The 24,782-nt window shown below is 38.2% G+C and carries 23 protein-coding genes; 3 read left to right on the plus strand and 20 right to left on the minus strand.

What is annotated here, in order from left to right; all coding sequences use genetic code 11:
* Positions 1-10 precede the first annotated feature (10 nt).
* Positions 11-487 (minus strand): branched-chain amino acid aminotransferase, encoded by a 477-nt coding sequence (locus PH210_RS09005; RefSeq protein WP_289984741.1) that lies wholly within the window; start codon positions 485-487, stop codon positions 11-13.
* Between the two features lie 112 nt (positions 488-599).
* A complete protein-coding gene (locus PH210_RS09010) occupies positions 600-2,129 on the minus strand; it encodes a DHA2 family efflux MFS transporter permease subunit (protein ID WP_289984744.1) in 1,530 nt (509 codons plus the stop codon).
* Positions 2,130-2,314: 185 nt separating this feature from the next.
* Here PH210_RS09010 and PH210_RS09015 point away from each other — a divergent pair, with 185 nt between their 5' ends.
* On the plus strand, positions 2,315-3,208 hold the full coding sequence (locus PH210_RS09015) for a TetR/AcrR family transcriptional regulator (RefSeq protein ID WP_289984746.1): 894 nt from the start codon (positions 2,315-2,317) through the stop codon (positions 3,206-3,208).
* Between the two features lie 62 nt (positions 3,209-3,270).
* On the opposite strand, the gene PH210_RS09020 is transcribed toward PH210_RS09015, so the two are convergent.
* The 4 genes from PH210_RS09020 to PH210_RS09035 form a co-directional block, all read right to left on the minus strand.
* On the minus strand, positions 3,271-3,771 hold the full coding sequence (locus tag PH210_RS09020; RefSeq protein WP_483312092.1) for a PaaI family thioesterase: 501 nt from the start codon (positions 3,769-3,771) through the stop codon (positions 3,271-3,273).
* A gap of 12 nt (positions 3,772-3,783) precedes the next feature.
* Entirely contained in the window at positions 3,784-4,935 is a 1,152-nt protein-coding gene (locus PH210_RS09025) for a lactate 2-monooxygenase (RefSeq protein WP_289984748.1), read from the minus strand.
* Positions 4,936-5,065: 130 nt separating this feature from the next.
* Complete coding sequence (locus PH210_RS09030; protein WP_289984750.1) at positions 5,066-5,758, minus strand: LrgB family protein; 693 nt, start codon at positions 5,756-5,758, stop codon at positions 5,066-5,068.
* A complete protein-coding gene (locus tag PH210_RS09035) occupies positions 5,742-6,119 on the minus strand; it encodes a CidA/LrgA family protein (RefSeq protein ID WP_289984752.1) in 378 nt (125 codons plus the stop codon). The genes PH210_RS09030 and PH210_RS09035 overlap by 17 nt, the downstream gene beginning before the upstream one ends.
* A 235-nt stretch (positions 6,120-6,354) precedes the next feature.
* On the opposite strand from PH210_RS09035, the gene pepF reads away from it, so the two are divergent.
* Positions 6,355-8,169: an oligoendopeptidase F gene (gene pepF / locus PH210_RS09040; RefSeq protein WP_289984753.1), complete on the plus strand. Its 1,815-nt coding sequence runs from the start codon at positions 6,355-6,357 to the stop codon at positions 8,167-8,169.
* A 52-nt stretch (positions 8,170-8,221) separates the two neighbouring features.
* Here pepF and PH210_RS09045 read toward each other — a convergent pair whose 3' ends face one another.
* The 6 genes from PH210_RS09045 to PH210_RS09070 all read right to left on the minus strand — a co-directional run bounded on the left by PH210_RS09045 (position 8,222) and on the right by PH210_RS09070 (position 15,104).
* Positions 8,222-9,547: an aspartate aminotransferase family protein gene (locus PH210_RS09045; RefSeq protein WP_289984754.1), complete on the minus strand. Its 1,326-nt coding sequence runs from the start codon at positions 9,545-9,547 to the stop codon at positions 8,222-8,224.
* Between the two features lie 44 nt (positions 9,548-9,591).
* On the minus strand, positions 9,592-10,425 hold the full coding sequence (locus PH210_RS09050; RefSeq protein ID WP_289984756.1) for an ABC transporter ATP-binding protein: 834 nt from the start codon (positions 10,423-10,425) through the stop codon (positions 9,592-9,594).
* Position 10,426: 1 nt separating this feature from the next.
* Positions 10,427-11,224, minus strand: coding sequence for an ABC transporter permease (locus PH210_RS09055; protein WP_289984758.1), 798 nt, complete (start codon positions 11,222-11,224; stop codon positions 10,427-10,429).
* 103 nt (positions 11,225-11,327) lie between these two features.
* On the minus strand, positions 11,328-12,320 hold the full coding sequence (locus tag PH210_RS09060; RefSeq protein ID WP_289984759.1) for an ABC transporter substrate-binding protein: 993 nt from the start codon (positions 12,318-12,320) through the stop codon (positions 11,328-11,330).
* 20 nt (positions 12,321-12,340) lie between these two features.
* Positions 12,341-13,438, minus strand: a complete 1,098-nt coding sequence (locus tag PH210_RS09065) for an iron-containing alcohol dehydrogenase family protein (RefSeq protein ID WP_289984761.1) — start codon at positions 13,436-13,438, stop codon at positions 12,341-12,343.
* Between the two features lie 286 nt (positions 13,439-13,724).
* Complete coding sequence (locus PH210_RS09070; RefSeq protein ID WP_289984762.1) at positions 13,725-15,104, minus strand: sigma-54 interaction domain-containing protein; 1,380 nt, start codon at positions 15,102-15,104, stop codon at positions 13,725-13,727.
* 261 nt (positions 15,105-15,365) lie between these two features.
* Here PH210_RS09070 and PH210_RS09075 point away from each other — a divergent pair, with 261 nt between their 5' ends.
* Positions 15,366-16,415 (plus strand): sulfite oxidase, encoded by a 1,050-nt coding sequence (locus tag PH210_RS09075; RefSeq protein ID WP_289984763.1) that lies wholly within the window; start codon positions 15,366-15,368, stop codon positions 16,413-16,415.
* A gap of 42 nt (positions 16,416-16,457) precedes the next feature.
* Here the strand turns inward: PH210_RS09075 and PH210_RS09080 are convergent, their stop codons facing one another.
* The 8 genes from PH210_RS09080 to PH210_RS09115 all read right to left on the minus strand — a co-directional run bounded on the left by PH210_RS09080 (position 16,458) and on the right by PH210_RS09115 (position 24,740).
* A complete protein-coding gene (locus tag PH210_RS09080) occupies positions 16,458-18,194 on the minus strand; it encodes a bifunctional metallophosphatase/5'-nucleotidase (RefSeq protein WP_289984764.1) in 1,737 nt (578 codons plus the stop codon).
* Positions 18,195-18,321: 127 nt separating this feature from the next.
* On the minus strand, positions 18,322-19,320 hold the full coding sequence (locus PH210_RS09085) for a VanW family protein (RefSeq protein WP_289984766.1): 999 nt from the start codon (positions 19,318-19,320) through the stop codon (positions 18,322-18,324).
* A 161-nt stretch (positions 19,321-19,481) separates the two neighbouring features.
* On the minus strand, positions 19,482-20,465 hold the full coding sequence (locus PH210_RS09090; RefSeq protein WP_289984768.1) for a proline dehydrogenase family protein: 984 nt from the start codon (positions 20,463-20,465) through the stop codon (positions 19,482-19,484).
* Positions 20,466-20,787: 322 nt separating this feature from the next.
* Positions 20,788-21,951: a cell division protein FtsZ gene (gene ftsZ, locus PH210_RS09095; protein ID WP_289984770.1), complete on the minus strand. Its 1,164-nt coding sequence runs from the start codon at positions 21,949-21,951 to the stop codon at positions 20,788-20,790.
* A gap of 417 nt (positions 21,952-22,368) precedes the next feature.
* Positions 22,369-22,719, minus strand: coding sequence for a 2Fe-2S iron-sulfur cluster-binding protein (locus tag PH210_RS09100; protein ID WP_289984771.1), 351 nt, complete (start codon positions 22,717-22,719; stop codon positions 22,369-22,371).
* 145 nt (positions 22,720-22,864) lie between these two features.
* Positions 22,865-23,569 carry a GntR family transcriptional regulator gene (locus tag PH210_RS09105; protein WP_289984772.1) on the minus strand — a complete coding sequence of 235 codons (705 nt, stop codon included), beginning with the start codon at positions 23,567-23,569 and terminating at the stop codon, positions 22,865-22,867.
* Positions 23,570-23,616: 47 nt separating this feature from the next.
* A complete protein-coding gene (locus tag PH210_RS09110; RefSeq protein WP_289984774.1) occupies positions 23,617-24,147 on the minus strand; it encodes a chromate transporter in 531 nt (176 codons plus the stop codon).
* The gene (locus PH210_RS09115) at positions 24,144-24,740 is read right to left on the minus strand and encodes a chromate transporter (protein ID WP_289985006.1); all 597 of its coding nucleotides are present in this window, start codon (positions 24,738-24,740) and stop codon (positions 24,144-24,146) included. The genes PH210_RS09110 and PH210_RS09115 overlap by 4 nt, the downstream gene beginning before the upstream one ends.
* Positions 24,741-24,782: the final 42 nt, after the last annotated feature.

Below are 24,782 nucleotides of genomic sequence, written 5' to 3' on the forward strand. Positions count from 1 at the left end.
GGTTAGCTTTTTATGCTGCCCCATTTACCTCAGCAACTAGCTTAGATAAGAAACTGTAAATTAGCTGAAAGGCTTCACTAATGGTCATTTCCTCTTGAAACCCGGCAACAAAGTTCAGAGTAAAATTTAAATTCCAAAGACCATCTTCCGGACTAAACATTAAATCAAATTTGGCCCCCTTACCATTTAGATTCGAATTTAAAAATTCCTTTATGTTTTTTTCATATTTCTTCTGCAGCTTTAAACCTAACATCACATCATAGGTTCCAAATACATCATCCACTTCTAAGGAAACCGCTTCAACCTTTATTTCTTCAAACGAACTCAATTCCATATAAATAAACTCGTTTTTATGTAATTTTAAATAAACAATTGGTTCGTTTAAAAAGCTGGAAGACTCTTCTGCAATCATCGTTTCTGTATCCTTGCTGCAGCGTTCTATGTAAGCATTAGAAAAAAGTGTTAAGGGATCTTTTTCTGTTATCATATTCAATTCTCCTTTATGGCAAATATCTTAAGTTAATATTGATGGATTGTCTTTAAAATAGCAAATTTTCGAATCGAAAAAAAGAGGTGACCATGATAGTCACCTCTTGCTATTAATTTTCTGCTAATTTACCTGTTACCTTATTACTTGCTGACTGTTTATCGCCAGAATCTTCTGCTTGTTTTGCCCGTTTAATAAATAATGCTAGGACTAAAGCAAGACCAGCGATGAAGACGGACACATAGAATGCATCATTAATACCTTCGAGCATTGCTTTCATCATGATTTGCTGTTTCATTTCAGCAATTACCTGAGGTGTCGGCTGCTTCGTCAAATGTTTCATTGCTGCGGCACCAATTTCAGTTGCATGTGTTTTTGCCCGAGTGGACATGACCGTAACCAGTAAGGCAGTTCCGATAGCACCAGATACTTGCTGCATCGTACTATTCATGGCTGTTCCATGCGGATAGAATCGTGCAGGCAATTGGTTTAATCCGTTAGTCGTTACCGGCATATTGACCATCGACATCCCAAACATCCGGAACGTATATAACATAATTAAGTGTGGGTATGTTGTGTCCAGCGTTAATTTACTTAACATGTAACTAGTAACTACTGTAATTGTTAACCCAATAATCGCTAATAAACGACCGCCAAACTTATCAAATAATTTTCCTGTTATCGGCATCATGATGGCCATAACAATTGCTCCTGGCAGCAACATCAATCCAGCATCTAAAGGAGAAATACCGCGAATCGTTTGAACATAAATAGGCAGAAGGATCATCCCAGAAAACATCGCCATTGTAACAACCATGGAAATTGCTGAAGCAAGCGCAAATGCAGGATACTTATAAATCTTAAAGTTAAGCATCGGACGCTCTTGTTTTAATTGACGTATAATAAATACAACTAGGGAAACAACTCCAACTGCAATCGTTCCATATACTTCTGGACTATCCCAGCCTTCTTTTCCGGCTGAACTAAATCCATATAAGATTCCCCCGAAGCCTATGCTTGATAATAAGAGTGATAAGAAGTCAAGACGATTATACGTTTTTTCCTTCTTATCTTTCAGCTTAAAAAGTCCAATCAACATGACGATGATTGCAATTGGTGTAATGAAATGGAAAAGCATTCTCCAATCATAGTGTTCAATAATCCACCCTGATAAGGTTGGACCAATGGCTGGAGCGAACATTAATACTAATCCGAAAAACCCCATCGCTGTTCCACGTTTTTCAAGCGGAAAGCTTGTTAACATAACATTCATTAGCAACGGCATCATAATAGCTGAACCAGAAGCTTGAATCATCCGGCCAGCTAATAATATCGGAAACACATGGGCAAAACCTGCTAAAATTGTTCCTATTGTAAATAAGCCCATCGCTGTTAAAAATAATTGGCGGACAGAATATTTTTGAATTAAAAATGCTGTTGTTGGTATGAGTATTCCATTTACTAACATGAAACCAGTTGTCAGCCATTGAACAGTCGATGCTTCAACATCTAAGTCTTTCATGATCGATGGCAGCGCGATATTTAACAATGTGTTATTTAAGAATGCTATAAAAGCTCCAATCATCAAGACGGCAATAATTCCGTACGGTGGACGATTAGTTTGTTTATTTGATTGTTCCATTGTATTCCTCCCTGTATACCCCTTGTTCATTTTTTTATACCCCTGTTTCACACTTACATAATAATATACGCATGGTTCAATTTTTGCAATAAAAAAGTTTGCTAAATATTAAGGTTTGTAAAGAAAACGTTTTTCATGTACTATATTTTTGTACTCTAAGTACAATATGAAACCAAGGTGATTTTATGAATGACCGAAAGCAGCATGTTGTAAAGGTAGCACACCAGTTATTTATCGATAAAGGATTTCAAGCCACATCAATCCAAGATATTTTAGAATATAGTGGAATTTCAAAAGGTACTTTTTATAACTACTTTTCATCGAAAAACGAACTATTAATGGCCATTTTCAAAACAAACTATTCCGAATTGGAAAAAGAACGGAATGAATTATTAATTGGTCAAAACCGTTCAGATATAGAGATTTTTATAAAACAAGTGGAAATACAATTAAAGACAAATAGAAAGAATAACTTAATTTCATTATTTGAAGAAGTAATGGTTTTAAATGATTCAGATCTTAAGGAATATATGCAACAAGGCCAATTAAAAAATATAAGTTGGATATATCATCGGTTAATCGACATTTTTGGTGAAAAAAGGAAACCTTATTTATTGGATAGTGCGATAATGTTTATGGGGATTCTTCGTGAAAATCTAAAATATCATCATAGGGCAAATGAATCAAATGCAAATATTGGTCATGTGGTCCGTTTTTCTGTTAAGCGCTTGGTGAAAATAGTAGATGAATTAGTGGAATCTGATGATCAATTAATTCAGCCAGAGCTATTTGAAAGCTGGCTGCCTGACTGCAGGAGACCGAATCACGCATTTCAAAAAAAGCTCCATCATACTATTTTTATACTGAAAAGTACTTTTATTCAAAATGAGAAACAATCAAAATCCACCGAGTTATTAGATTTTATTGAAGATGAATTGATGGACTCAAAGAATCCACGTAGATTCCTCATCGAAAGTGCCATCCTTTCATTAAAATCATTTGGAAGAAAAGAACTTGAAAAAGACCTGCAACAGCTCGAACAGTTTGTTGAAGAATATTTTGGAGAATCATCTTTTTAGGTTCCAAAAAAAAGCGCCAGTGAACATCAAATTTTGATGACCTGGCGCATTTCTTTTATAAATTATTTGTTTAAAAAAGTACTCGGCATGACCACTGCAACGACTTCTCCGCGGGCACAGAGGGTATCCTCCGCATAAACTTCCGTTTCCACTTTAAATTTCTTCGGGTGAATCTCGGTCACAGCTCCAATCGCTTTTAACGGTACACCATGGGGGGTTGGCTTTAAAAAATTAACATTTAAAGAAGCTGTCACAAAACGCGGCGGTTCAGCTTCATCCCCTGGTTCATGACCATTTTTCCGATGCAGCGCCAATGCGGCAGACCCTGTCCCGTGGCAATCAATGAGCGAGGCAACGATTCCGCCGTAAACAAACCCAGGAAGTGCCATGTGCCGCGGTTCAGGTGTATAAATGGTAATGGTTTGTTCCCCATTCCAGCCTGTTCGGAAATGATGCCCCTCTTCATTCATTCGGCCGCAGCCATAACACCACGCAAAATCTTCTGGATATTCATCTTGAATGGCCATTAAAACCTTTTCTTCCAAGGTGCTCCCTCTTTTCATCGTTTGATAATTTTATATTTCCTTTAATAAATCTCGATTTAGCTGATCCACAGAACGTTTCCCAGATAAAGCCAATGTTAAATCAAAATCAGCAAGCAAATTTCTCAAAACCTGTTTAACCCCATCTTCGCCAGCTAAAGCAAGTCCATACATGAATGGGCGGCCAATTAATACCGCTTTTGCACCTAATGCTAATGCCTTGATCATATCTGAACCTCTGCGAATGCCGCTGTCCAGTAACACAGGGATTTCCCCCTTAACAGCATCAACGATATCTGGTAAAGCATCAATAGCAGCAATGGCTCCATCCACTTGTCTGCCGCCATGATTGCTGACAATAATTCCATCAACTCCATGTTCGACAGCAAGTTTTGCATCATCTGGATGCAAGATGCCCTTTAACAGGATTGGCAGCGATGTTTGACTTTTAATAAACTCTAAATCATTCCAGGTTAAGGTTGGATTCCCAAAAACGCGGGACCAGAGCGTGATGGCCGATTTCATATCCTCCTGAGGAGATCTCTCCAATCTGGAGCAAAAAACAGGATCCTCAAGATAATTTCCAATTCCCTTTGCCTCCAAAAACGGCAGATAAGCATGCTCAATATCCTTTTCCCGCCATGCCATCATTGGTGTGTCAAGTGTGATCACAATCGCACTATAGCCAGATGCTTCTGCCCTTTTGACCATACTTGCGGCAATTTCTCTGTCATTACTCCAATAAAGCTGGAACCATCTTTCCCCTTGTCCTGCTTCTGACGCTATATTTTCCAGGCTGTATGTAGAAGCTGTACTTGCAATAAAAGGAACGTTCATCGCTGCTGCGCCGCGAGCACTTGCCAACTCCCCTTCTGGGTGCACAATTGATTGAACTCCAACCGGTGCAAGCAATAGCGGATAAGCGAGTTTTTTGCCAAAAAGCTCAATGCTTAAGTCCCTTTTAGATGTATCACATAACATTCGAGGAACGATTTGCCATTTTTCAAAAGCTTTATTATTTTGTTTGGCTGTAATCTCGGCACCTGCTGAAGCAGCTACATAGTAATAGGGTTTTGCATCCAAAAGCGCCTTCGCCTTTGCTTCTAGCTCTTCATAAGAAACTGGAATAATATTTTCCTCCAACTGCTGGTACACCTTTAATTGAACATGATTACCAAAATTCAAATTTCATTCCTCCCCCTTAACTGCAAACGCTTACCTTTTTATGATACCATTGAAAAAAATAAAGGGTCAACGAATAGACGAAATATTATAAAAATAAGGAAGTGAATAGACTTCACTCCCTTTCTCCATCTTAGAGATAAAAATAAATGAGAAATGGTGCAATCAATGACATACACAGTGCTGCTGTGATCATAGCGATACTTCCCATCGCACCTTCTACTTCTCCCCAATCAAACGCCCGTTTCGCTCCAATTGCTTGAGCGGATGTTCCCAAGGCTAACCCCTTAGCAACTTTACTCTTAATTCGCGTGTATTTTAATAACCCCGGTCCAATAGCCAGTGAAAAAATGGCTGAAACAAAAACAAAAGAAACTGTTAAGGATGGAATCCCTCCTAGTGATTGTGAGATAGAAAGGGCAATTGGAGCAGTAACAGATTTGGGAATCATCGAAATCATCATTTCTTGATTCATATGCAATACCTTAGTTAACAATACTATGGACGCCACACCTGTCAACGTACCTGTCATTACTGCACAAACAATTATGAAGAAATTTTTTTTAATCAAAGCAAATTGTTTATATAAAGGTACAGCAAGTGAAACCGTTGCTGTTCCCATTAGCAGTGAGAAGAGATCAGTTCCAGAAGTGTATCCAGTAAAATTGAGATGAAAAAGAGTCAAAACGCAAATAATAAAAACGGTACAAGTATATAACGGATTAAGCCAAGCCTTTTTAAATTTTTGAAAAACCATCACCCCCATTAAGTAGCTTGCAACTGTAATAAAAGTACACAATAGAATATTATCAATCATTTTCTCCATTTCGTTTGCCCCTTTTACTATTAGTTTCAATGATTTCTGCAATTATGGCTGTTATAAACAGTACAACCAGACTACTAACTGCTAATATCGCAGAAAGCTTTACCCCTTCATTTCGAAAAATCCTGGTAAAATGCCATATTCCTACAGCAAAAGGAATAAAAAGAAGAGTTATATGTTTGATATGCAACTGAGCAACTGACTCCACCCATTTTAAATCACAAACCCCTAATATCAAGGCTATGAATAGCAGTACCATACCGACAATACTTCCAGAAAGCGGGAGACTAAACCAAGTTACCAACCCATTTCCCAATAAATAAAAAACGAGGATTGTTAAAAACTGAGCAAAATATCGAACCATTCTTTTGCACCTCCAATACCTATGGAAAAAGCAAGAATCGTTTTCCTTTTTGTAAGTATGTCATACCAAAAACGGAACTTCAGTATTGTTGTCAGGATTCCTTACTAAGAAATTTGATTAAGATAGAGAAATGTCAGAAAAACTTACATTTTTTATGCCCAACTTCTAGTTGACTTAATTTTCAAATATTATAAGATAAAATTTAGTAGTCCGAAATAAATTAGGGGGCAAAACGATGGAAAAAACAGTTGAAAAACGGCTAAACCGCTCAGAAATACCAGAGGAATTGACTTGGAATCTTGATGATTTATTCCCATCAGAGCAGGCATGGAAACAAGAATTAAACGTAATTGAACAGGATATTTCACAATTTGATAGATATAAAGATACCTTACATACTGGATCTAAAGCCTTATTAGATTGTTTAGTCGCACAAGAACAACTTTCGAAGAAAATTATTAAAGCTTGGACTTTCGCGAGTTTGAAACAATCTGCAGATGGAACTGATCCCAATCATCAAGCCAATTTGGCTAACTTCTTTTCCTTACGAACAAAAAGCGTTGCTGCTCTGTCCTTTATTGATTCGGAAATTCTTGCCCTTGAGGATGGTATGGTAGAAAAATACCTACAGCAGGAACCTGAGCTCCAACCTTTTCGTAAAAATTTATTAGAGCTGCTTGAATCGAAAAAACACAAGCTATCGGCAGAAACGGAGGAAGTACTGGCTGCACTTGGTGAGCTGCAAGGTGCCCCGTACCAAATTTATCAAATGAGCAAATTAGCGGACATGGAGTTCGCACCTATTCAGGACGCGAATGGAAGCGAATGGCCTGTATCGTTTGCCTTATTTGAGAACCGTTATGAATTTTCACCAGACACTGAGATTCGCAGAAAAGCGTATAATTCTTTTGTTTCCACACTTAAGCAATATAAAAATACAATGGCAGCAACATATTCTGCGGAAGTCATAAAACAAGTCACCCTTTCCCGCATGCGGAAATATGATTCCGTCACCCATATGCTGTTAGAGCCGCACCAGGTATCACTAGAAATGTATAACAATCAAATTGACATTATTTATCAAGAGCTCGCCCCGCATATGCACCGCTTTGCCCAACTGAAACAAAGACATTTAGGTCTGGACAAAATGCTTTTCTGTGATTTGAAAGCGCCATTAGATGCGGATTTCAATCCATCAACCACCTTTGAAGAAGCAAGCCAATTAATCTTAGAATCCCTTAAGGTCATGGGGCCTGAATATAGCGAAATCATCGAACGGGGAATTAAGGAAAGATGGGTCGACCGAGCCGACAATGTTGGAAAATCAACTGGTGCCTTCTGTTCGAGCCCATATGGTTCCCATCCATATGTTCTTATCACATGGCAGGATAATATGCGCGGCTGTTTCACCCTGGCACATGAATTCGGACATGCCGGACATTTTTATTTAGCCAATAATAATCAACGAATTATGAATGTCCGCCCATCGATGTATTTTGTTGAAGCCCCTTCCACCATGAATGAAATGCTTTTGGGGCAGCACTTGCTCTCAAATACAGAAGATAAACAAATGCGGCGCTGGGTGATTCTGCAATTATTAGGAACGTACTATCATAACTTTGTTACCCATTTACTGGAAGCCGAATATCAACGCCGTGTGTATGCGTTCGCTGAAGAAGGTAAAGCCCTAACAGCCAAAACATTAACTGAAATGACATGTGAAGTCCTTACCGAATTCTGGGGAAATACAGTTGAGATCGATGAAGGTGCAGGACTTACATGGATGCGTCAACCTCATTATTACATGGGACTATACCCATATACCTACTCTGCTGGCTTGACTGTTTCTACTGCTGTGGCCCAAATGATACAAGAAGAAGGTCAGCCAGCTGTTGATCGCTGGCTTGAGGTACTTCGTGCTGGCGGCACCATGAAACCGCTTGAACTCATTAAGTGTGCGGGACTCGATATGTCGACTCCTGACCCAATCCGTAAAGCTGTTGCTTATGTGGGGTCACTAATAGATGAACTGGAACAGTTATATAACTAACTTAAAAAATAAGAAAACCCATGAGATACCATTTCATGGGTTTTCTTATGACTTAATATTCTACAAGGTTCATAATTGTGGCTTCATATTCAGACAATGCCTCATCTAGAATTTTTAATCCCTCATCAATTTGTTCTTTTGTAACGATTAACGGTGGAATCATTCTAATTACTTCGCTATGATTTCCGCATAGGTAAAATAAAACACCTTTTTCAAGCGCCAAATCAAGAATTTTTAACAACGCCTTGCCATCCGGATCCCCAGTTTTTGGATTAACAATTTCAATTCCTATCATAAGACCAACAGCACGAATGCTGCCGATAACAGGATGCCTTTCTTTAATCTGCTCAAGCTGTTCAACTGCATACTTCCCCATATTCCTTGTGTTTTCGAGAAGGTTTTCCTCTTTCATCACTTCCAAGGTAGCAAGTCCAACTGAACATGCAATTGGATTCCCGCCAAAAGTTGTCCCATGACTTCCTAGCGGCCATTGCTTCATTAAATCACTCGATGCGACAGTTGCACTTAATGGGAGACCAGAAGCAATCCCTTTTGCAATTGCCATTATGTCAGGAGTGACATCAAAAGTTTGTGCCGCGAACCATTCTCCTGTACGTCCAAATCCAGTTTGGACTTCATCAAAAATGAGTAAAATGTTATGTCGGTCACAAATTTCACGGACTCTTTTCAACCAGCCTTTTGGTGGAACGATATATCCGCCTTCTCCAAGAACTGGTTCTAAAATAACACATGCCACTTCTTCCGGAGTAACTTGATGACTAAATAAGCTAGCAAAATCTTTTTCTAATTTTTCAATAACAAATGCTTCCGGATCTTTACCTTGCGGACACTCTTTGACATTGGCATAAGGAATTTGATAGGTTAGACCGGATGGCTGCATAAATTTCCGATATTTACTTTTTGATGTGGTGACACTTAGAGCTCCTAATGAACGGCCATGAAAACAACCTGTAAAAGAAATTACATATGGCCGTTTTGTAGCGTATTTAGCGAGCTTAATCGAACCTTCGATTGCTTCTGCGCCACTGTTTGCAAAGAAAAAGCAATCTAGGTCCCCCGGTAAAATTTCGGCAAGCTCATCTGCTAAACGTAAAATGGATTCATACATAATGACACCAGAAGGTCCATGCATTAAACCATCAGCTGCATCTTTTATCGCTTGAACAATTTTTGGGTGTCGGTGTCCAACATTGGTAACGGCAATACCTGATGTAAAATCAAGATATTTTTTGCCATCAACACCGTAGTAATAACAGCCCTCTTCTTTCACAACAGGTAAATTCGGATGATCCTTCGCCATACTAGGAGCAAGACGATTTGGCATATTTTTTATAAGATGTTCCCAATTTTTCCCCATTTATTGATCCTCCCATAAGTAATACATCACTTGTTAAAATTTTATTATTTGATAGATTTTAAACTTTCTTCCCTAATTAGAGACAGTAATTCTTCCTTATATTCTGCAAATTCCACAGTCGCCTTCACGCTGAAATCTCTCGGTCTTTCTAAAGTAATCGGAACCTTTTTCTTTAATCGTCCTGGTCTTGCCGTCATTACATAAACAGAGTCTGCTAAGAAAATAGATTCATCTACATCATGGGTAATGAATAAAATCGTCTTTTTTGACTCTTCCCATGCTTTTAACAACACTTCCTGCATGATGTTCCTCGTTTGAGCATCTAATGCTCCAAATGGTTCATCCATTAATAAAATTTTCGGATCGTTTGCTAAGGCGCGGGCAATTGCCACACGTTGTTTCATACCGCCTGATAATTGAATCGGATAATGCTTCTCAAAGCCTTCCAAACCAATTAATTGCAAATAATGACGAGCCACATCGTCCCGTTCTTTTTGCGAAATTCCATTTAACTTTAAACCAAAGGTAATATTCTCTTTAACGCTTAACCAAGGGTACAAGGTATAGGATTGAAACACCATTCCTCTGTCAGAACCAGGTCCCTTTATTTCCTCTCCATCTAGGAGAACTTTACCTGATGTTGATTCTTCCAATCCCGCCACAATTCGCAAAACGGTAGATTTTCCACATCCGGATGGACCTAAAATCGTCACAAACTCCCCTTCTTCAATCGAAAAGGACGTCTTTTCTAATGCTGTCGTTTCTCCGCTTTTTGTTTTAAAGATTTTACCAACTTCTTTAATTTCTAATTTTGGTTTACTAATGTTAGGAATTATCAGTTTAACTCTTTCTATTTCTTTAACAACAGGAGTGACCATCCTACAAACCATCCTTTCTCATCCACGAAAACGAAGCGCGGTAAATGGCTTTAAAAATAATATCGGTTATTAAGCCTAATAAACCAATGATTAAAATCCCTACGATGATTTTATCTGGCTGTAAGAACCTTGATGCTTGCATAATCATGTAACCCAATCCACTTGATGCTCCGACAATTTCAGCTACAACTAGATAAGTCCACGCCCATCCAAACGTAATCCGAAGGGTGTCGACAATTCCCGGCAAGGCAGCTGGAAGAATTACCTTTGTAAAAACCTGTGCTTTCTTGGCCCCTAAAGTATAGGAAACATCCACCAAATCATTTTGAACGTTTTTTGTCACATCCATAATCATTAGTGTAAGCTGAAAAAATGTTCCTAAGAAAATAACACTCATTTTTTCAGCCTCTCCAAGACCAATCCATAAAATCAATAAGGGGATGAATGCTGAAGCTGGCATATAACGAATAAAGCCGATGACAGGCTCAAATGCCCCTTCCATAATCCTTAATGATCCCATTAAGATTCCTAATGGAATCCCAATAATGGCTGCAATAAGAAATCCCATTAACACCCGTGAAAAACTAATTCCGATATCTGAAAGAATGTCTCCATTGGCGAATAAATCAACAGCTGTAGCTAGCACTGCTGACGGACTAGGTAAAAATAGTGGATTCACCAACTTGCCGTAGCTTAGTACTGACCATACCAATAATAATAGAAGAAACGTAAGAAAGCCTGCTGATGTATAAAGTGGTTTCGATATTTCTTTATTAGGAGTTAATAATTTAGCTAACATTAAATCACCTATTTTCTCTATTAATCTTTTTAAAAAAGCCTAACCAATGAGGCCGGAAGAACACCTCAAGAGTCAGGCTTCATTTACATCTATTTTCTATTTTCTATTTTTGAAAGCTTGGATTGATAACATTATCCACTTTTGGTTCTTTGTCAATTATCTTTTGATCTTTGTAAAACTTAATTGCATTTTCAGCTGATTGATAAATGTCACCTTTTGCACTTTCCGTTCCGAAAAGTTTTTGATTATCCTCTTTGGAGAAAAATTTTAATCCGGTTACTGTTCCTTCAAATTCTTTTAAATCGATTTTTAGACCTTTGGCCATAATTTCATTTGCTTCTTTCTCATGCTCTTTCCAATATGTCATTGCTTCACCCATCGCCTTAACAAATGCTTTTACATCTTCCGGACGGTTTTTGATAACATCTTCCTTAAAGCTGACCGTATCTACAATAATTCCAGGCAGATCCTTTGTTGTTAACAATACTTTTCCATTTGCTTGTGATCCCTTTGTTAACCAAGGCTCCCATGTTACCGCTGCATCAACTTTACCCGCAGCAAAAGCGGCTCCTGCATCTCCTGCTGACATTTGAACGACTTGGACATCTTTTTCGGTTAATCCGCCTTGTTTTAATGCTTGCAGGGCGAGCATATGGCTTGTTGAGCCTACTTCAAATGCAACCGTTTTTCCTTTTAAGTCTTTAACACTATTAATATTATTTTTCACCAGAATCCCATCTCCGCCGTGGGAATCATCCAATAGCCAAACTACTTGAACCGGAATATTTGATGCCGCTAAAGAAACCTGAACATCGAGTGCCGTTGCCATTCCATCAATTTTTCCACTTGCTAACGCTTGTTTTCTTTCGCCTAATCCTTCTACAATGGAAAGATCCACATCAATACCATTCTTTTTGAAAAAGCCTTTTTCCTTGGCTAAAAATAATGGGCCATAACCTGTCCAAGTAGGCAGCGTCACTTTCAATGGTTCAGACGACTTTCCATTCTTGGAATTGCCGGAAGCTTCCTCTTTTCCACATGCCGCTAATGCTAGTAATAACATCAATGAACAAACAACCATTAACCATTTTTTCATTACTATTTCCCCCTTTATATTTATAATGAAATACTTAAAAACTCTCTTCCTATTCCATCCGCTTGTTTTACAGCTCTTATCACCATTTCCGGTGTAACTTTAAATGGCATGTTTGCCATATCTTCAATCGTGACGGTTATTTCACCTAGCTTATTCCATTCATTATCGGTTAACTCACTTATACCCATTTGCTCCAAAGTAAAGGGAAGTCCGATTTCCTGATAATAACGAATTAAGTTGGGCAGCTCTTCATCCTTTGATTCCAAACATAATTGCGCAAGGATTCCGAAGGCGACAATTTCACCGTGATACGATTGATGACATTCCGGAAATATTGTTAAGCCAGAATAAATGGCGTGGGCTCCTGCTGTCCTACAATCATCCCCACCGTACCCGCTCACACTTCCGCTAATTAAAATAATCGCATCGACAACATCTTCAAATGCTTTCGTTAAAGTGAGGGATTCAACAGATTGAATTGCTTCATGACCAATTTCATGTAAAGTTTTATAAACTTGAGCCGCTATCGCAAAGGCCGTTTGATTTAACGCAGTCGGATTTGCTTTTTGTATAGTAGCCCTTGTTTCAAACCATTTTGCCAGCGTATCACCAATCCCCGCTATTAAAAAGCGAACGGGAGCTTTTAACAGCATGGTCGAATCTACTATGACCAGTTCTGGAGCTTTCGACTCCCTCCCAATTCCAATAAATTCACCTTCATCGTTATAAAGAATAGAAATAGGTGTCGCCGCAGCACATGTGGCCGCAATAGTTGGGATGACAACCAATGGTTTATTTAGTTTGAATGCCACAGCTTTAACCGTATCAATGGCTTTGCCTCCACCTGTTCCAATCAAAACATCGAATTCTTGGCTCTGTAATTTGTCTACCAGTCTATTAATATTGGTTTCAGAAGATTCTCCACCATACCAAAGGGAGGGCAACAAAGACATACCTTCTGCGGACAAACTCTTTCTTAATGTGTCTTCTACAATATCTACACTAACCTGTCCTCCAATAAGAGCAGCAGTTTTTCCGAAATTTCTTATGTACGATCCAGCTGCTGTTAATATACCGGCCTCTCTTACATACTGTGCAGGTCCTACAGTAACTTCCATATTCCATCCCCCTTTATTATTGATAAACCATAAAATACATAACATTCTTTTAATATAAATTTTCAAAAATCTTATGTCAATATAGATTTTAAATATTCAGTAATTAAATGTTTATAAGCAATTGGAAATAAATATACATAAATCTAGTTATTTAAATATATTTTCCAGATATTATCTTTAAATAAATATTAATTTTATAATATTAATAACACTCCTTACCTCCCCCATCCTCTACCTAAATTTATCTTTTTATTAACAATTAAATATGCAATTTTTATGCCACCTTTTAATCTATTCCGTGTTTTCTGAGTTTTCTAAATACTGATGGTTGACTGATTCCTAATGCTTTGGCGATTTGAGTCGTAGTTTTATAACGTTTTCTAGCTTTTATCAAGACTTGCTTTTCAACGCTATCAAGTATTTCATCCAAAGATCGATTCCCATCTTCAATCGTTGCAACCTCCTGGTATGTCTTTCGATAGCGTTCAGGCAGGTTTTCTACTTCAATTAACTGCTTAGAGGACGTAACCACCAGCCTTTCAATTAAATTGATTAACTCCCTCACATTTCCTTTCCATTCATTTGTCAGCAATAAATAAATAATCCCTTCATCAAGGGCTCGTTCTCTGTTATATTTTTCAGAGAAATACTTTAAAAAGTAGTCAACTAAGGGAATAATGTCCGTTTGACGTTTTCGTAAAGGAGGGATGGTGATCGGTACAACATTTAGACGAAAAAAAAGATCCTGGCGAAACGTTTTTTCCTCAATCGCTTTCTCTAAATCTTTATTTGTAGCTGCTAAGATTCGGAAATCAACATTTCTGACCTTTGTTCCTCCGACCCGGTAAAACTGTTTTTCCTGGATAAACTTCAGTATTTTGACTTGATTAGCTAACGACAACTCCCCAATCTCATCTAGAAATAATGTCCCACCCTCTGCAAGCTCCGCTAACCCTACTTTTCCTTTATTGCTTGCGCCTGTAAAGGACCCGGATTCATAACCAAAAAACTCTGCCTCAAAAAGAGACTCAGGGATCGCTCCACAGTTCACTTCAATAAATGGACCATCTTTTCTAGGACTTTTATTGTGTATAAATTTGGCAATGTGCGATTTTCCTACTCCTGATTCACCAAGAAGTAACACATTTACATCGATTTCAGCTACCTGTAAAGAAAGTTGTAAAACCTTTCTCATTTCATCTCCGCTTGCAATCATGCCTTCAGTATAGAAATGAAGATTTCTAAGCATTTCAAGCTCACTTTTTACTCTTTCCATTTCATCTTCCATATCGGTTAAATATTTTTGCATATTTAGTAACTCAGTAATATCATGTGAATAACTAACGATTCGGACTAGTTGATTTTCTTGATTGAAAACTGGTATGCCAGTAACCAATAATTTTTTCCCATCATTTGTGGTCTGGACAATTGTAATTTTCTTCTTTTCTTTTAACACCATGGGGGTCAAGATTGGTGTAAAAATTCCTTCTTTTTCAAGTTCATAAACCGACCTGCCAACCATTTCATTCGATTTTAAGTTATAAATACCTTCGGTCGCTTCACTTACTTTCAAAATAATTCCATCCGTATTGGTCACTAAAATATCATCTTGCAAGGAGTGCAGAATGGCTTCACTTTCATTCCAACTATTTTTTTCATTGACCATATAAAACTCCACCTCTCACCCTCTTTAATACTACTTCATTTATTCAATTTTGAATAAATAAAGAGAAAAATCCATCAATAATTCATTTATATCAAATAATTAATTGATTTTATACAATTTTGAATATTTTATTTATATTTAAATTGAAATATAAGACCCTTTCCATCCCCAATATTATTTATAAAAAGAGAATTCCTTTCAAAAACATTAGTAAAGGAACATATTTATTAATATGACAGCTCCACTTACAAGGAGGTTTCCATGCAAAATATTTCACTTACCGTTCATAAGCTGCATCCTGAAAATAAAGAGACACCCATTCAGTTTATTGAGACAGACATTCTTCCACCTAAATTATTTTATCGAAGAAACCATTTTTCCTATCCACCACTAACCTATTCTTTCTATTGGTTACCTATCAACGGCCATGTTCAAACACCTAGAATCTTTTCCATGCAGGAGATTATGAAGTTCCCTTCAAAAACCATAAAGGTTGCCCTGGAATGTGCGGGAGATAAGCGAGGACTATTCGACCCAAAGGTATTTGGAGAACAGTGGGAAAAAGGTGGGATTAGTCAAGGCTATTGGAAAGGAGTATCTTTAAGGACCCTACTTGAAGCAGCAGGAATAAAAGATGGTGTAAAGGAAGTTGTCGTGGAGGGGTATGATTACGGAAAAAGAACCGACCTCGAGGGGGTTGTTCCCTTTAAAAGAAGCCTTCCCGTGAAAAAAGCCTTGCATCCAGACACGATTATAGCCTACGAATACAATAATCAACCAATTCCATTTAAGCATGGATATCCATTGAGATTGATTGTTCCACAGTGGTATGGCATGGCTTCTGTAAAATGGATTAAGCAAATAACCTTAATCGATTCTCATTTTACCGGACCATTTCAATCGATGGACTATGTTTATTTTCCAAATAAAAATAATGACGAAGGAGCTGTTCCCGTAACGGGCTTGAAGGTAAATTCAACTATTCAAAAGCCACTTGATAGAGAAATTCTAAATATAGGCAAACATGTCATTAAAGGAATTGCCTGGACAGGAAAGGGGGAAATTTCCAAGGTTGATATTAGTACGGATAACGGTCAAACATGGGCTCCTGCTAATTTATTAGATCCAAGTCCAGGAAGGTATGGCTGGGTCCCCTGGTCATATGAGTGGACCGTTGAAGCAAAAGGTGAATACACCATCATGTCCAAAGCTGCTGATTCCTCCAACCGCATCCAACCATCAAATCCTTTTTGGAATCGAAAAGGGTACGGCTACAATGCATGGGATCAAATCACGGTTAAGATAGAATAGGGTGTCAGGCACCGTCGATGGTGCCTGACACCCTATTCTTGATTATTGAACCTTTTGAATCCGGTTCTGAATATTATAGGTAAATGGCTTTGGCTGTGCTGAAATATAATTGACGAGTGCATCCAAATCCAATGGTCCCACTTCTTTGTTTTGTGCTTTCGTAAATACTGTGAACCCATCCCCCCCGCCAGAAAGGAAGATATTTGCTGTCACTGTGTAAGGGTTATTAGGATCAAGCACGGTTCCATCTGGGAGCTTGATGCTCACTACCCTTTGTCCAACTGGTTTATTGGGATCCCACGAATAGGTTAATCCGGAAATTTGCAGCATGGTTGTTTTCGCCCCCCACTGCTGCTCAAGCAAGTCTCGAATCTGCTGACCTGTCATTGTCATTTTGACAAGCTCATTATTAAATGGCTGAACAGTATAAACCTCACCCCATGTGATATCCCCTGCATCAATATCGGCACGAATACCACCTGGATTCATAAATGCAAATTGAGTGCCCATCGCGGACCTTTGAGCATCTGCGATAAAGTCTCCCAAGACAGACTCTCCATTTCCATTTTGCAGGGCCGTTAATGGAACCGAAGTGGATCCGACTACCCGGTTCACAATTGGAGCAATTTTTGCTTCGTAGCCTTCAATGATTTGTTTAATTTCAGGGTCTGGTTCGATGCCTTCTTGAAAGGTTGTGACGATTTCTGCTCGTTTTGAAACTATATCCTTTGTTTTTGGATCAATTTCGATATCCACGTCAGAAAATGCCGTTCCATAAGAGTAGGATTGAACTACTAATTTATTATCAATGGTGGCATTCATATACGCATGGTTATGCCCCCCAAATATAATATCCACTTCGTCGTCAACACGATTAGCAATATCAACCAGCTGCCCTGTTGGATTTTCCCCATTTGGTCCAGATGTACCAGGGTTATGCGCTAAAACAATAATCGATTTCACACCTTGCTTTTTTAATTCTGCCACGTTCCGATTGATGGCTTCAACTTCATCCGTGAATTTTATTCCCGCCACTCCGCTAGGCACCACAACAGTAGGAGTCTCGGTGGTAACCACTCCGATAAAACCAATGGACATTCCATCTACTTTTAAAACTTTATAAGGCGGTAAAATCGTTTTTCCAGTCTTCTCATCAATAATATTGGCAACGATCCAAGGAAAATTAGAACCCGCAAAATTCCCTGTTTTTGGATGGGTTCCCCCATTTATCAGGCGGAGAAGTTCTTTTACTCCCTCATCGAACTCATGGTTTCCAACCGTTCCAATATCAAAGCCAAGTTTATTTAAGATTTCAATTGTCGGTTCATCCTGTAAAAGAGCGGAAACTGGCGGACTGGCCCCAACCATATCACCGGCTTGTACAAGAAGTGTGTTCTTATTTTCGGCTGCTCTTTGCTTTAAATATGCTGCGAGATAATCCGCTCTTCCTACCGGTTTCCCTCCAACATTTCTCGTCACGTTTAATTGACCGTGCAGGTCATTAATACCCAAAAGCTGTATTTGTTTATACCTATTATTAGCGGCTGGCGGTTTTGGTTTCTTAAGTTTTGTTTCCGGCCGATTCGATTTATGACCATGGTATTCCTCAGACAATCCCTGGTCCCCTGTCACAGAAGGCTGCTGCCTGCTAACTTCTATATCATATGGCTTTCTTACATTTGCCTCATTCAAAACACGGGCAGATACATTTTGATTTCCAGTCCATCCAATAATAGTGAAAATAATCAAGGATAAAAACGACCTATTAACCCATCCCATAATATTCCTCCTTTGGTTATTCAAAAAAGCCTAAGGTATTTTTTGCATATTTACGAAGGAATATACACAGTTCATTTGGAAAATAAAAAGGCAGAATCTAGTGTTATTCACATAGACTCTGCCTATATTAATTTCCTTTAGCGATAAGGCTTTGATAAGCAATGGATGTTCTAACTTCAACCGTTAATGTCCCTTTTCCGTAAATAGCTTTAATTAATAACGGAATACCCTTCGTATTTTGAAATCTAAAGTCTGGACCGCCATACGAGACGGTAGCATCCCTCCCTGCAGGGACGTATCCGACAGACAATGAGTGGTGATGTTTTTCGACATAACTAACACCTATTTGATCAACTGCGTTAAATAAAGTGGAAGAGGTTTGGCAAATTCCTCCGCCAATGCCATCGACTAATTGCTTATTGACGATTTCCTTTGCCTTTTGATAACCATGTGCGGCATCACTAGGCCCAACCGTTGTATTAAAGGAGAAAAAGTCACCAGCTCCTACAATGACATTATTAATGGCTTGAGATGACAACTCAATATTTTTTGAGCGCCCGATTACCCGGCTGTCAAACCTGGTGGTATATCTCGCTACAACCGCTTCATTTAAATGGGCAGCATCCTCTGGTTTATAGCCGCTTTCGGTGACATAAAGCGGAAGCTCAACGTCACCGCCATTTACCGATGCCGTCATTACTTTTTTCACTAGCTCGGATTCTTCTAGGATAACTTGAGGCTTTCCTTTTATGATTTGTCCATTTGCATCAATCTTGTCAAGGATCATTCTTTGATCGTAGCCAGGCGTTGTTTGTGTTCCCCTAGCTATCTCCTTTGCCCAATTCTCAATTTCCTTTTGATAAGTTTCTTTATTGTCATCAAATCCCATTTCGAGAGGAATGAAGTTTTTTAATATCGCTTTTGTATTCGGATCAATGATATTAACTGTGACAGGCTTTTGTTCTTTTTCCTTTACCGGTTCTTCCGGAGGTTTTGTTTCAGGTTTCTTTTGCGGCTCTGTTACCTTATCCGCTGTTGGTTTTGTTGTTGTTTTTTCCGTACATCCTGTTACCCCTATTAAACTGCTAATTAGTAATATTGAGATTGTCCATGATTGCTTACCCATTATAGTAGACTCTCCTCTTATTCTCTTTAAATCTCACTCACCTATCCTATTCAGGGCAGCATGTCAAAATTACTAATAATAATTGAATTAGAGGATTTTAAAGGAAAGCAAAAAGCCCCTGCTTACACAGGAGCTTCTTAAAAAATCATAAAGCTTTTAAATTAACGGCGTTTTTTATTATTTGCCTTTGAAATTCTTCCTAATAAGAATGCACCTGCAGCTACACCGATAATGGTATTCGTTTTCTTATTAAACACTTGCTTAGCAACAAGATTTAAATTTTGCGGTCTTTCTGCAAGACGTCTCATGAAATAGCCATACCAGTCATTTCCAAAAGGTACATACGTACAGAAGTTGTAGCCTTCTTTTGCCAGGTCAAGCTGCATGTCTTTTCTGAAACCATAAAGCATTTGAAACTCGAATTTATCATTTGGAATATCGTTCTTTTTAACAAATTCCTTCACATGATTAATAATACGGTGATCATGGGTAGCAATCGAAGTAAATTTTCCATTGACTAAATGCCATTCGATTAGCTTAATAAAGTTTTTATCAATATCTTTCTTATCTTGATAAGCATACTCTTCAGGCTCTTTATAAGCACCTTTTACGAGACGTAAACGATAATTTTTGTATTTTTCAAGGTTTTCTTGCGCTTCGTAGAAGTAAGCTTGAATAACAGTACCTACATTCCCATATTCCATAGACAATTCATCTAATAAATCAAACGAAGGCTTAAGATGGCCGTAATCTTCCATGTCAAAATTAACAAAAATCCCGTAGTTGTTCGCAAGATGAACAATTTCTCGTAAATTACTTAAGCAAAAAGAATAATCAATATCCAATCCTAATTGGGTTGGTTTTAAGGAAATATGAGCATCGACCTTATTTTCATGAATGGCCTCAATAACCTTAAGAATTTGCTCTTTAGCTTTTGTTGCCTCTTCTTTTTCAAACACAAACTCGCCAAGATTATCGACTGTTGCTGAAATACCGTGCGCATTTAATTCTTTAATACTTTTAATCGTTTCTTCGATAGTGGTTCCGGCAACAACACTTTGCGCTCCTAATTTAAGCCCGTATTTCTTTGCAGCACTATTTAGAAATTGGTTTTGTGATAAACCCATAAAGAAATCTTTTAACATTACAAAAACTCCTTTGTTGTATGAATAGTATCATTATAGCATACGCTTTCATAAAAAATTATTTTGCGAATTTTCCTACAATAATTAATTCATAATCATTATTTTTGGTAACATCCTATTTTAAATCATATATAGCTTGGTAATATTGATTATTCCACCAATGAATAGTATATCTCTTTCTCGAAAAAAATTATTCAAAATGGCCGTGTTAAACTTGGCTGTTGATTTGTGCTTCAATCAACAGTGTTAAAAAATTAAAAATAACCTTTAACACAGCATTCAAATTAAAAGACTGCCGAGTGACACTCGGCAGCCAAAAGATTTATCTTCTATTACGATTTCGCAGGAATGTTGGAATATCAAGTGTTTCCTCGGGTTCCATCCATTGTCTGCCATTATCATGTCTTCCATTATCATGTCTTCCATTTTCAGGCTGAGATTCTTCATTTGCCTTCTGTTCTTTTATCGTTTCTCTTTGTGATGACGGCTTTGTCCCTAACAGGTTTGAAGCTGTGTTTAATCTAGTGCGTTCTTTATCATCAAAACCAGTAGCAATAACCGTAATCATGATTTCTTCCTTTAGACTATCGTTAATGATGGAACCAAAAATCATATTTAATTCGTGATCTGCGGAAGAAGCAACAATATCCGCTGCCTCCTGAACTTCATACAAGCTTAAATTGCTTCCGCCTGTAATATTCATGAGGACACCTTGTGCCCCGTCAATGGACGTTTCGAGTAACGGACTGGAAATCGCCTTTTTAGCAGCCTCCGCAGCGCGGTTAGGCCCTTTTGCAACCCCAATCCCCATTAATGCCGTTCCCTGGTTAGACATAATAGTTTTAACATCAGCAAAGTCAAGGTTTATTAATCCTGGGACGGCTATTAAATCCGAAATTCCTTGGACACCCTGACGCAGGACATTATCGGCTTCGCGGAAGGCTTCGATCATAGGCGTCTTTTTATCGACAATCTGCAATAAGCGGTCATTTGGCACAATAATTAAGGTATCAACCGCGTTCCTCATAAACTCGATTCCGCTTGCTGCGTTTTGTGCACGCTTTCGTCCTTCAAATCCAAATGGGCGTGTAACAACACCAATCGTTAATGCGCCGAGATCATGAGCGATTTCTGCAATGGCTGGGGCCGCTCCCGTTCCTGTTCCGCCGCCCATTCCGGCCGTGACAAAGACCATGTCAGCTCCCTTTAATACCTCTTCTAGCTGTTTTCGGCTCTCCTCTACTGCTCTTCTGCCGACTTCTGGATTAGCACCTGCTCCTAAGCCTCTTGTTAATTGTGCACCAATTTGCATTTTAATCTCTGCTTTTGATAGATTAAGAGCCTGGGCATCTGTGTTAACTGCGATAAATTCAACGCCTTGAACACCCGCTTCAATCATTCGGTTAACAGCATTATTTCCGCCGCCGCCAACGCCTATTACTTTAATTCTTGCGATTTGATCTATATCCATATCCATATCCCACATGTTCATTCCTCCAATTTATCAAAACCTATAATGTAACTAATCAGAAAATAATAGAATAATTCCCTATGATTAGAAAAGGTTATTGTTATGTATTTTTAGATACTTTTTAATATTTTAGCAAAATTATCGTGTTTTTTATATAGTCCAGTGGTCATTCTCCTCCAAAAAATGATAAAAAAAGCTGTCGAATGACAGCTTTTTTATGAGGTGCGTGAAATCATGGACGAATTTTGGAATTCTTTATAGTTTTTAAATTTTATTGGCTGATGGGCATAATAGATTTTTGCATGTGCAGGTTTTTCACAAAATGAACATTTGATATGGTAGGACGCCTTGCTAATATGGGGAATATCTAAGAATGATAACACTTCTTTCATATGACTGTTACAGGCCCACATGTTCTCACCCCTATAAAAATTATTTTACGGCTGATGCTTCCTTTTGCAGTTTATCCGGCTTTCTTTTTTTCACTTGTTCTGTGATATCATCATCCCATGAAATTGAAATATCACCATTAGTTACAAAGGTCTGGCATCCTAATCGATATCCTTCCCCTAACCATTCTTCACCCAATTTTCTTCTTTCTTGGACCTTAACATTATCAAGGAATTCTGCACCATTTTCCGCTTTAAAAACGCATGTGCCGCAAATACCCCCGCCACATCGATTTGGGAGTTCTCCATCGTAACGAAGAGACATTCTCAAAATATTTGAATTCTCTGGAACCTCTAATTGTTTATTACTGTTTATGAAATTTATTTTAGGCATGTCTTTTTCCTCCCTAAGATTTATCTTCTTGGTATACAATATACCATAATTTTAATTTTCAGACAATACAAAACTTTTAATTTATTATTCTGTATTTGTAAAAAATGAAGACCACAACCTTAGTGATGGCGTGGCCTTCGTAAGCTTAATTGGGGGATCTCAATTTATCCCTTTTATTAAGCTTTTCTTTTACATTTTCCATATAATTGATATATGCCTTTTTAGAGTTTTCAATATGAATTCTCATTAAATACTCAGCCATATCGGATTCCTTATCTCGTAAGGCTTTCATTATATCGATATGTTCCTTTAATGATTCTTTTCTTCGCCCTGGAGTCTCATACCCCATATTCGCCGCCATATGAATATAATCAATCAGACCGGAAAGAATTTCGAATAATTTAGGACTCTTCGAAGCTTTATTGATTAGTTGATTCATTTGAATATGTTCAAAATTAAAGTTCTCTTCCGCCAGTCTTTCCAATTCCATTAGCTCTTTGATTTTTTGATCTAATTCCAGCTGAGTGCTCTTATCCATCTTTTGTGCTGCCAATTTTACCGCTAAAACTTCCAATGAGGAAAGGATGGTAAATACCTCAATGACTTCTGTTTCAGAAATGTTCGTAACCACGACACCTTTCCTTGGAACGGTTTTAACAAAACCCTGCGATTCCAGTCGGAACAAAGCTTCGCGAATTGGAGTACGACTAATATTTAATCTCCCCGCAAGCTCTCTTTCGATCAGCCGATCACCAGCTTTAAATTCTCCTTCGAGAATCATTTCCTTCAAATAAAGATAGGCATGTTCTCGTATTGATAAAAGATTGTTTTCCTCCCATCTTGTTTCCATTACCCCACCCGCTTATTTATTAAAGTATTTTCCTTAAGTTTATCCGCTTATGATAAAAAAATCCCTCCATAAAACAATGCGCAAACAATCACCAGTGAAGGGTGAATCTTTAGCCTGATTAAAGCGAAATAGCTAATGCATGCTAAGAGTAAAAGATGAAAAACACCACTTTTTTCAAACGCGGTTAAAAAGAATTGATAGGCCATAACGGCGAGTAAAATGGCAATAATCGGCTGTACAGATTTTGTCATGAGTTTAATTTTGGAAGAATCCTTAAATAGATTGACAAACTTAAATAACAAAATAACAGCCAGAGCTGAAGGAAGAATAGTGGCCGCCAGCGCAATAATGGCACCAGGAATTCCTGCCAATTGATAACCGATAAATCCTCCCATTTTAGTGGCAATAGGTCCCGGTAAAGCATTGGCGATCGCTAATATATCACCGAATTTGGATACAGTCATCCAATGATAATGATTAACCACTTCATTCTGAATTAATGGAATCGTTGCAGGTCCTCCGCCGTATCCTAATAAATTTGCAATAAAAAATGACCAGAAAATATGCCAATAAATCATGAGCTTTTTTCCTTTCTCTGTAGAAGAACATTCGTCTCAGGTGAAGCCGCTTTTTCTTTACGGTCGGCAATCAAATAAGCAGCAATTAGAAAAACGGCGATTAAAATCCCTGGATGTACACCGAGAAATTGAATAAATACTAAAGAAACGGCTGAAAGTATCACCATTTTCGACAATCCTAAGCCTTTGCGTCCATTTTGGAAAAAACGGTAAGCCATCTCTAATAACATAAATCCAATGACGGGCGTTACCCCTTGCACCATTCCGCTTACAATTGGAGATTTTCTAAAGGAATAAAGCACCCCTAACAATCCAATCATGGCAACGATGGATGGGAGAATGTGAGCAAGGATGGCAACTGTTGCTCCTAAAGACCCTTTTACCTTGTATCCGATATAGGCTGCCATTTTGGTTGCAATCGGACCAGGTAAGGTATTGGCTAACGCTAAAATTTCCCCAAATTCCTCTTCAGTCATCCATTTATATTTTTGAACAGCTTCAAATTCAATCAACGGAATCGTAGAAGGACCACCTCCATATCCAGTAACGCCTGTGCGTGCAAACCCTATAGCCAACTCAACATATGGTTTCAGTTGATTCTCCCCCTTAATTAACAAAATTCCCCGTTGATTAAC

It is taken from the genome of Paenibacillus sp. BSR1-1 (genome assembly GCF_030403775.1).
Classification (GTDB): Bacteria; Bacillota; Bacilli; order Bacillales; family Cytobacillaceae; genus Neobacillus.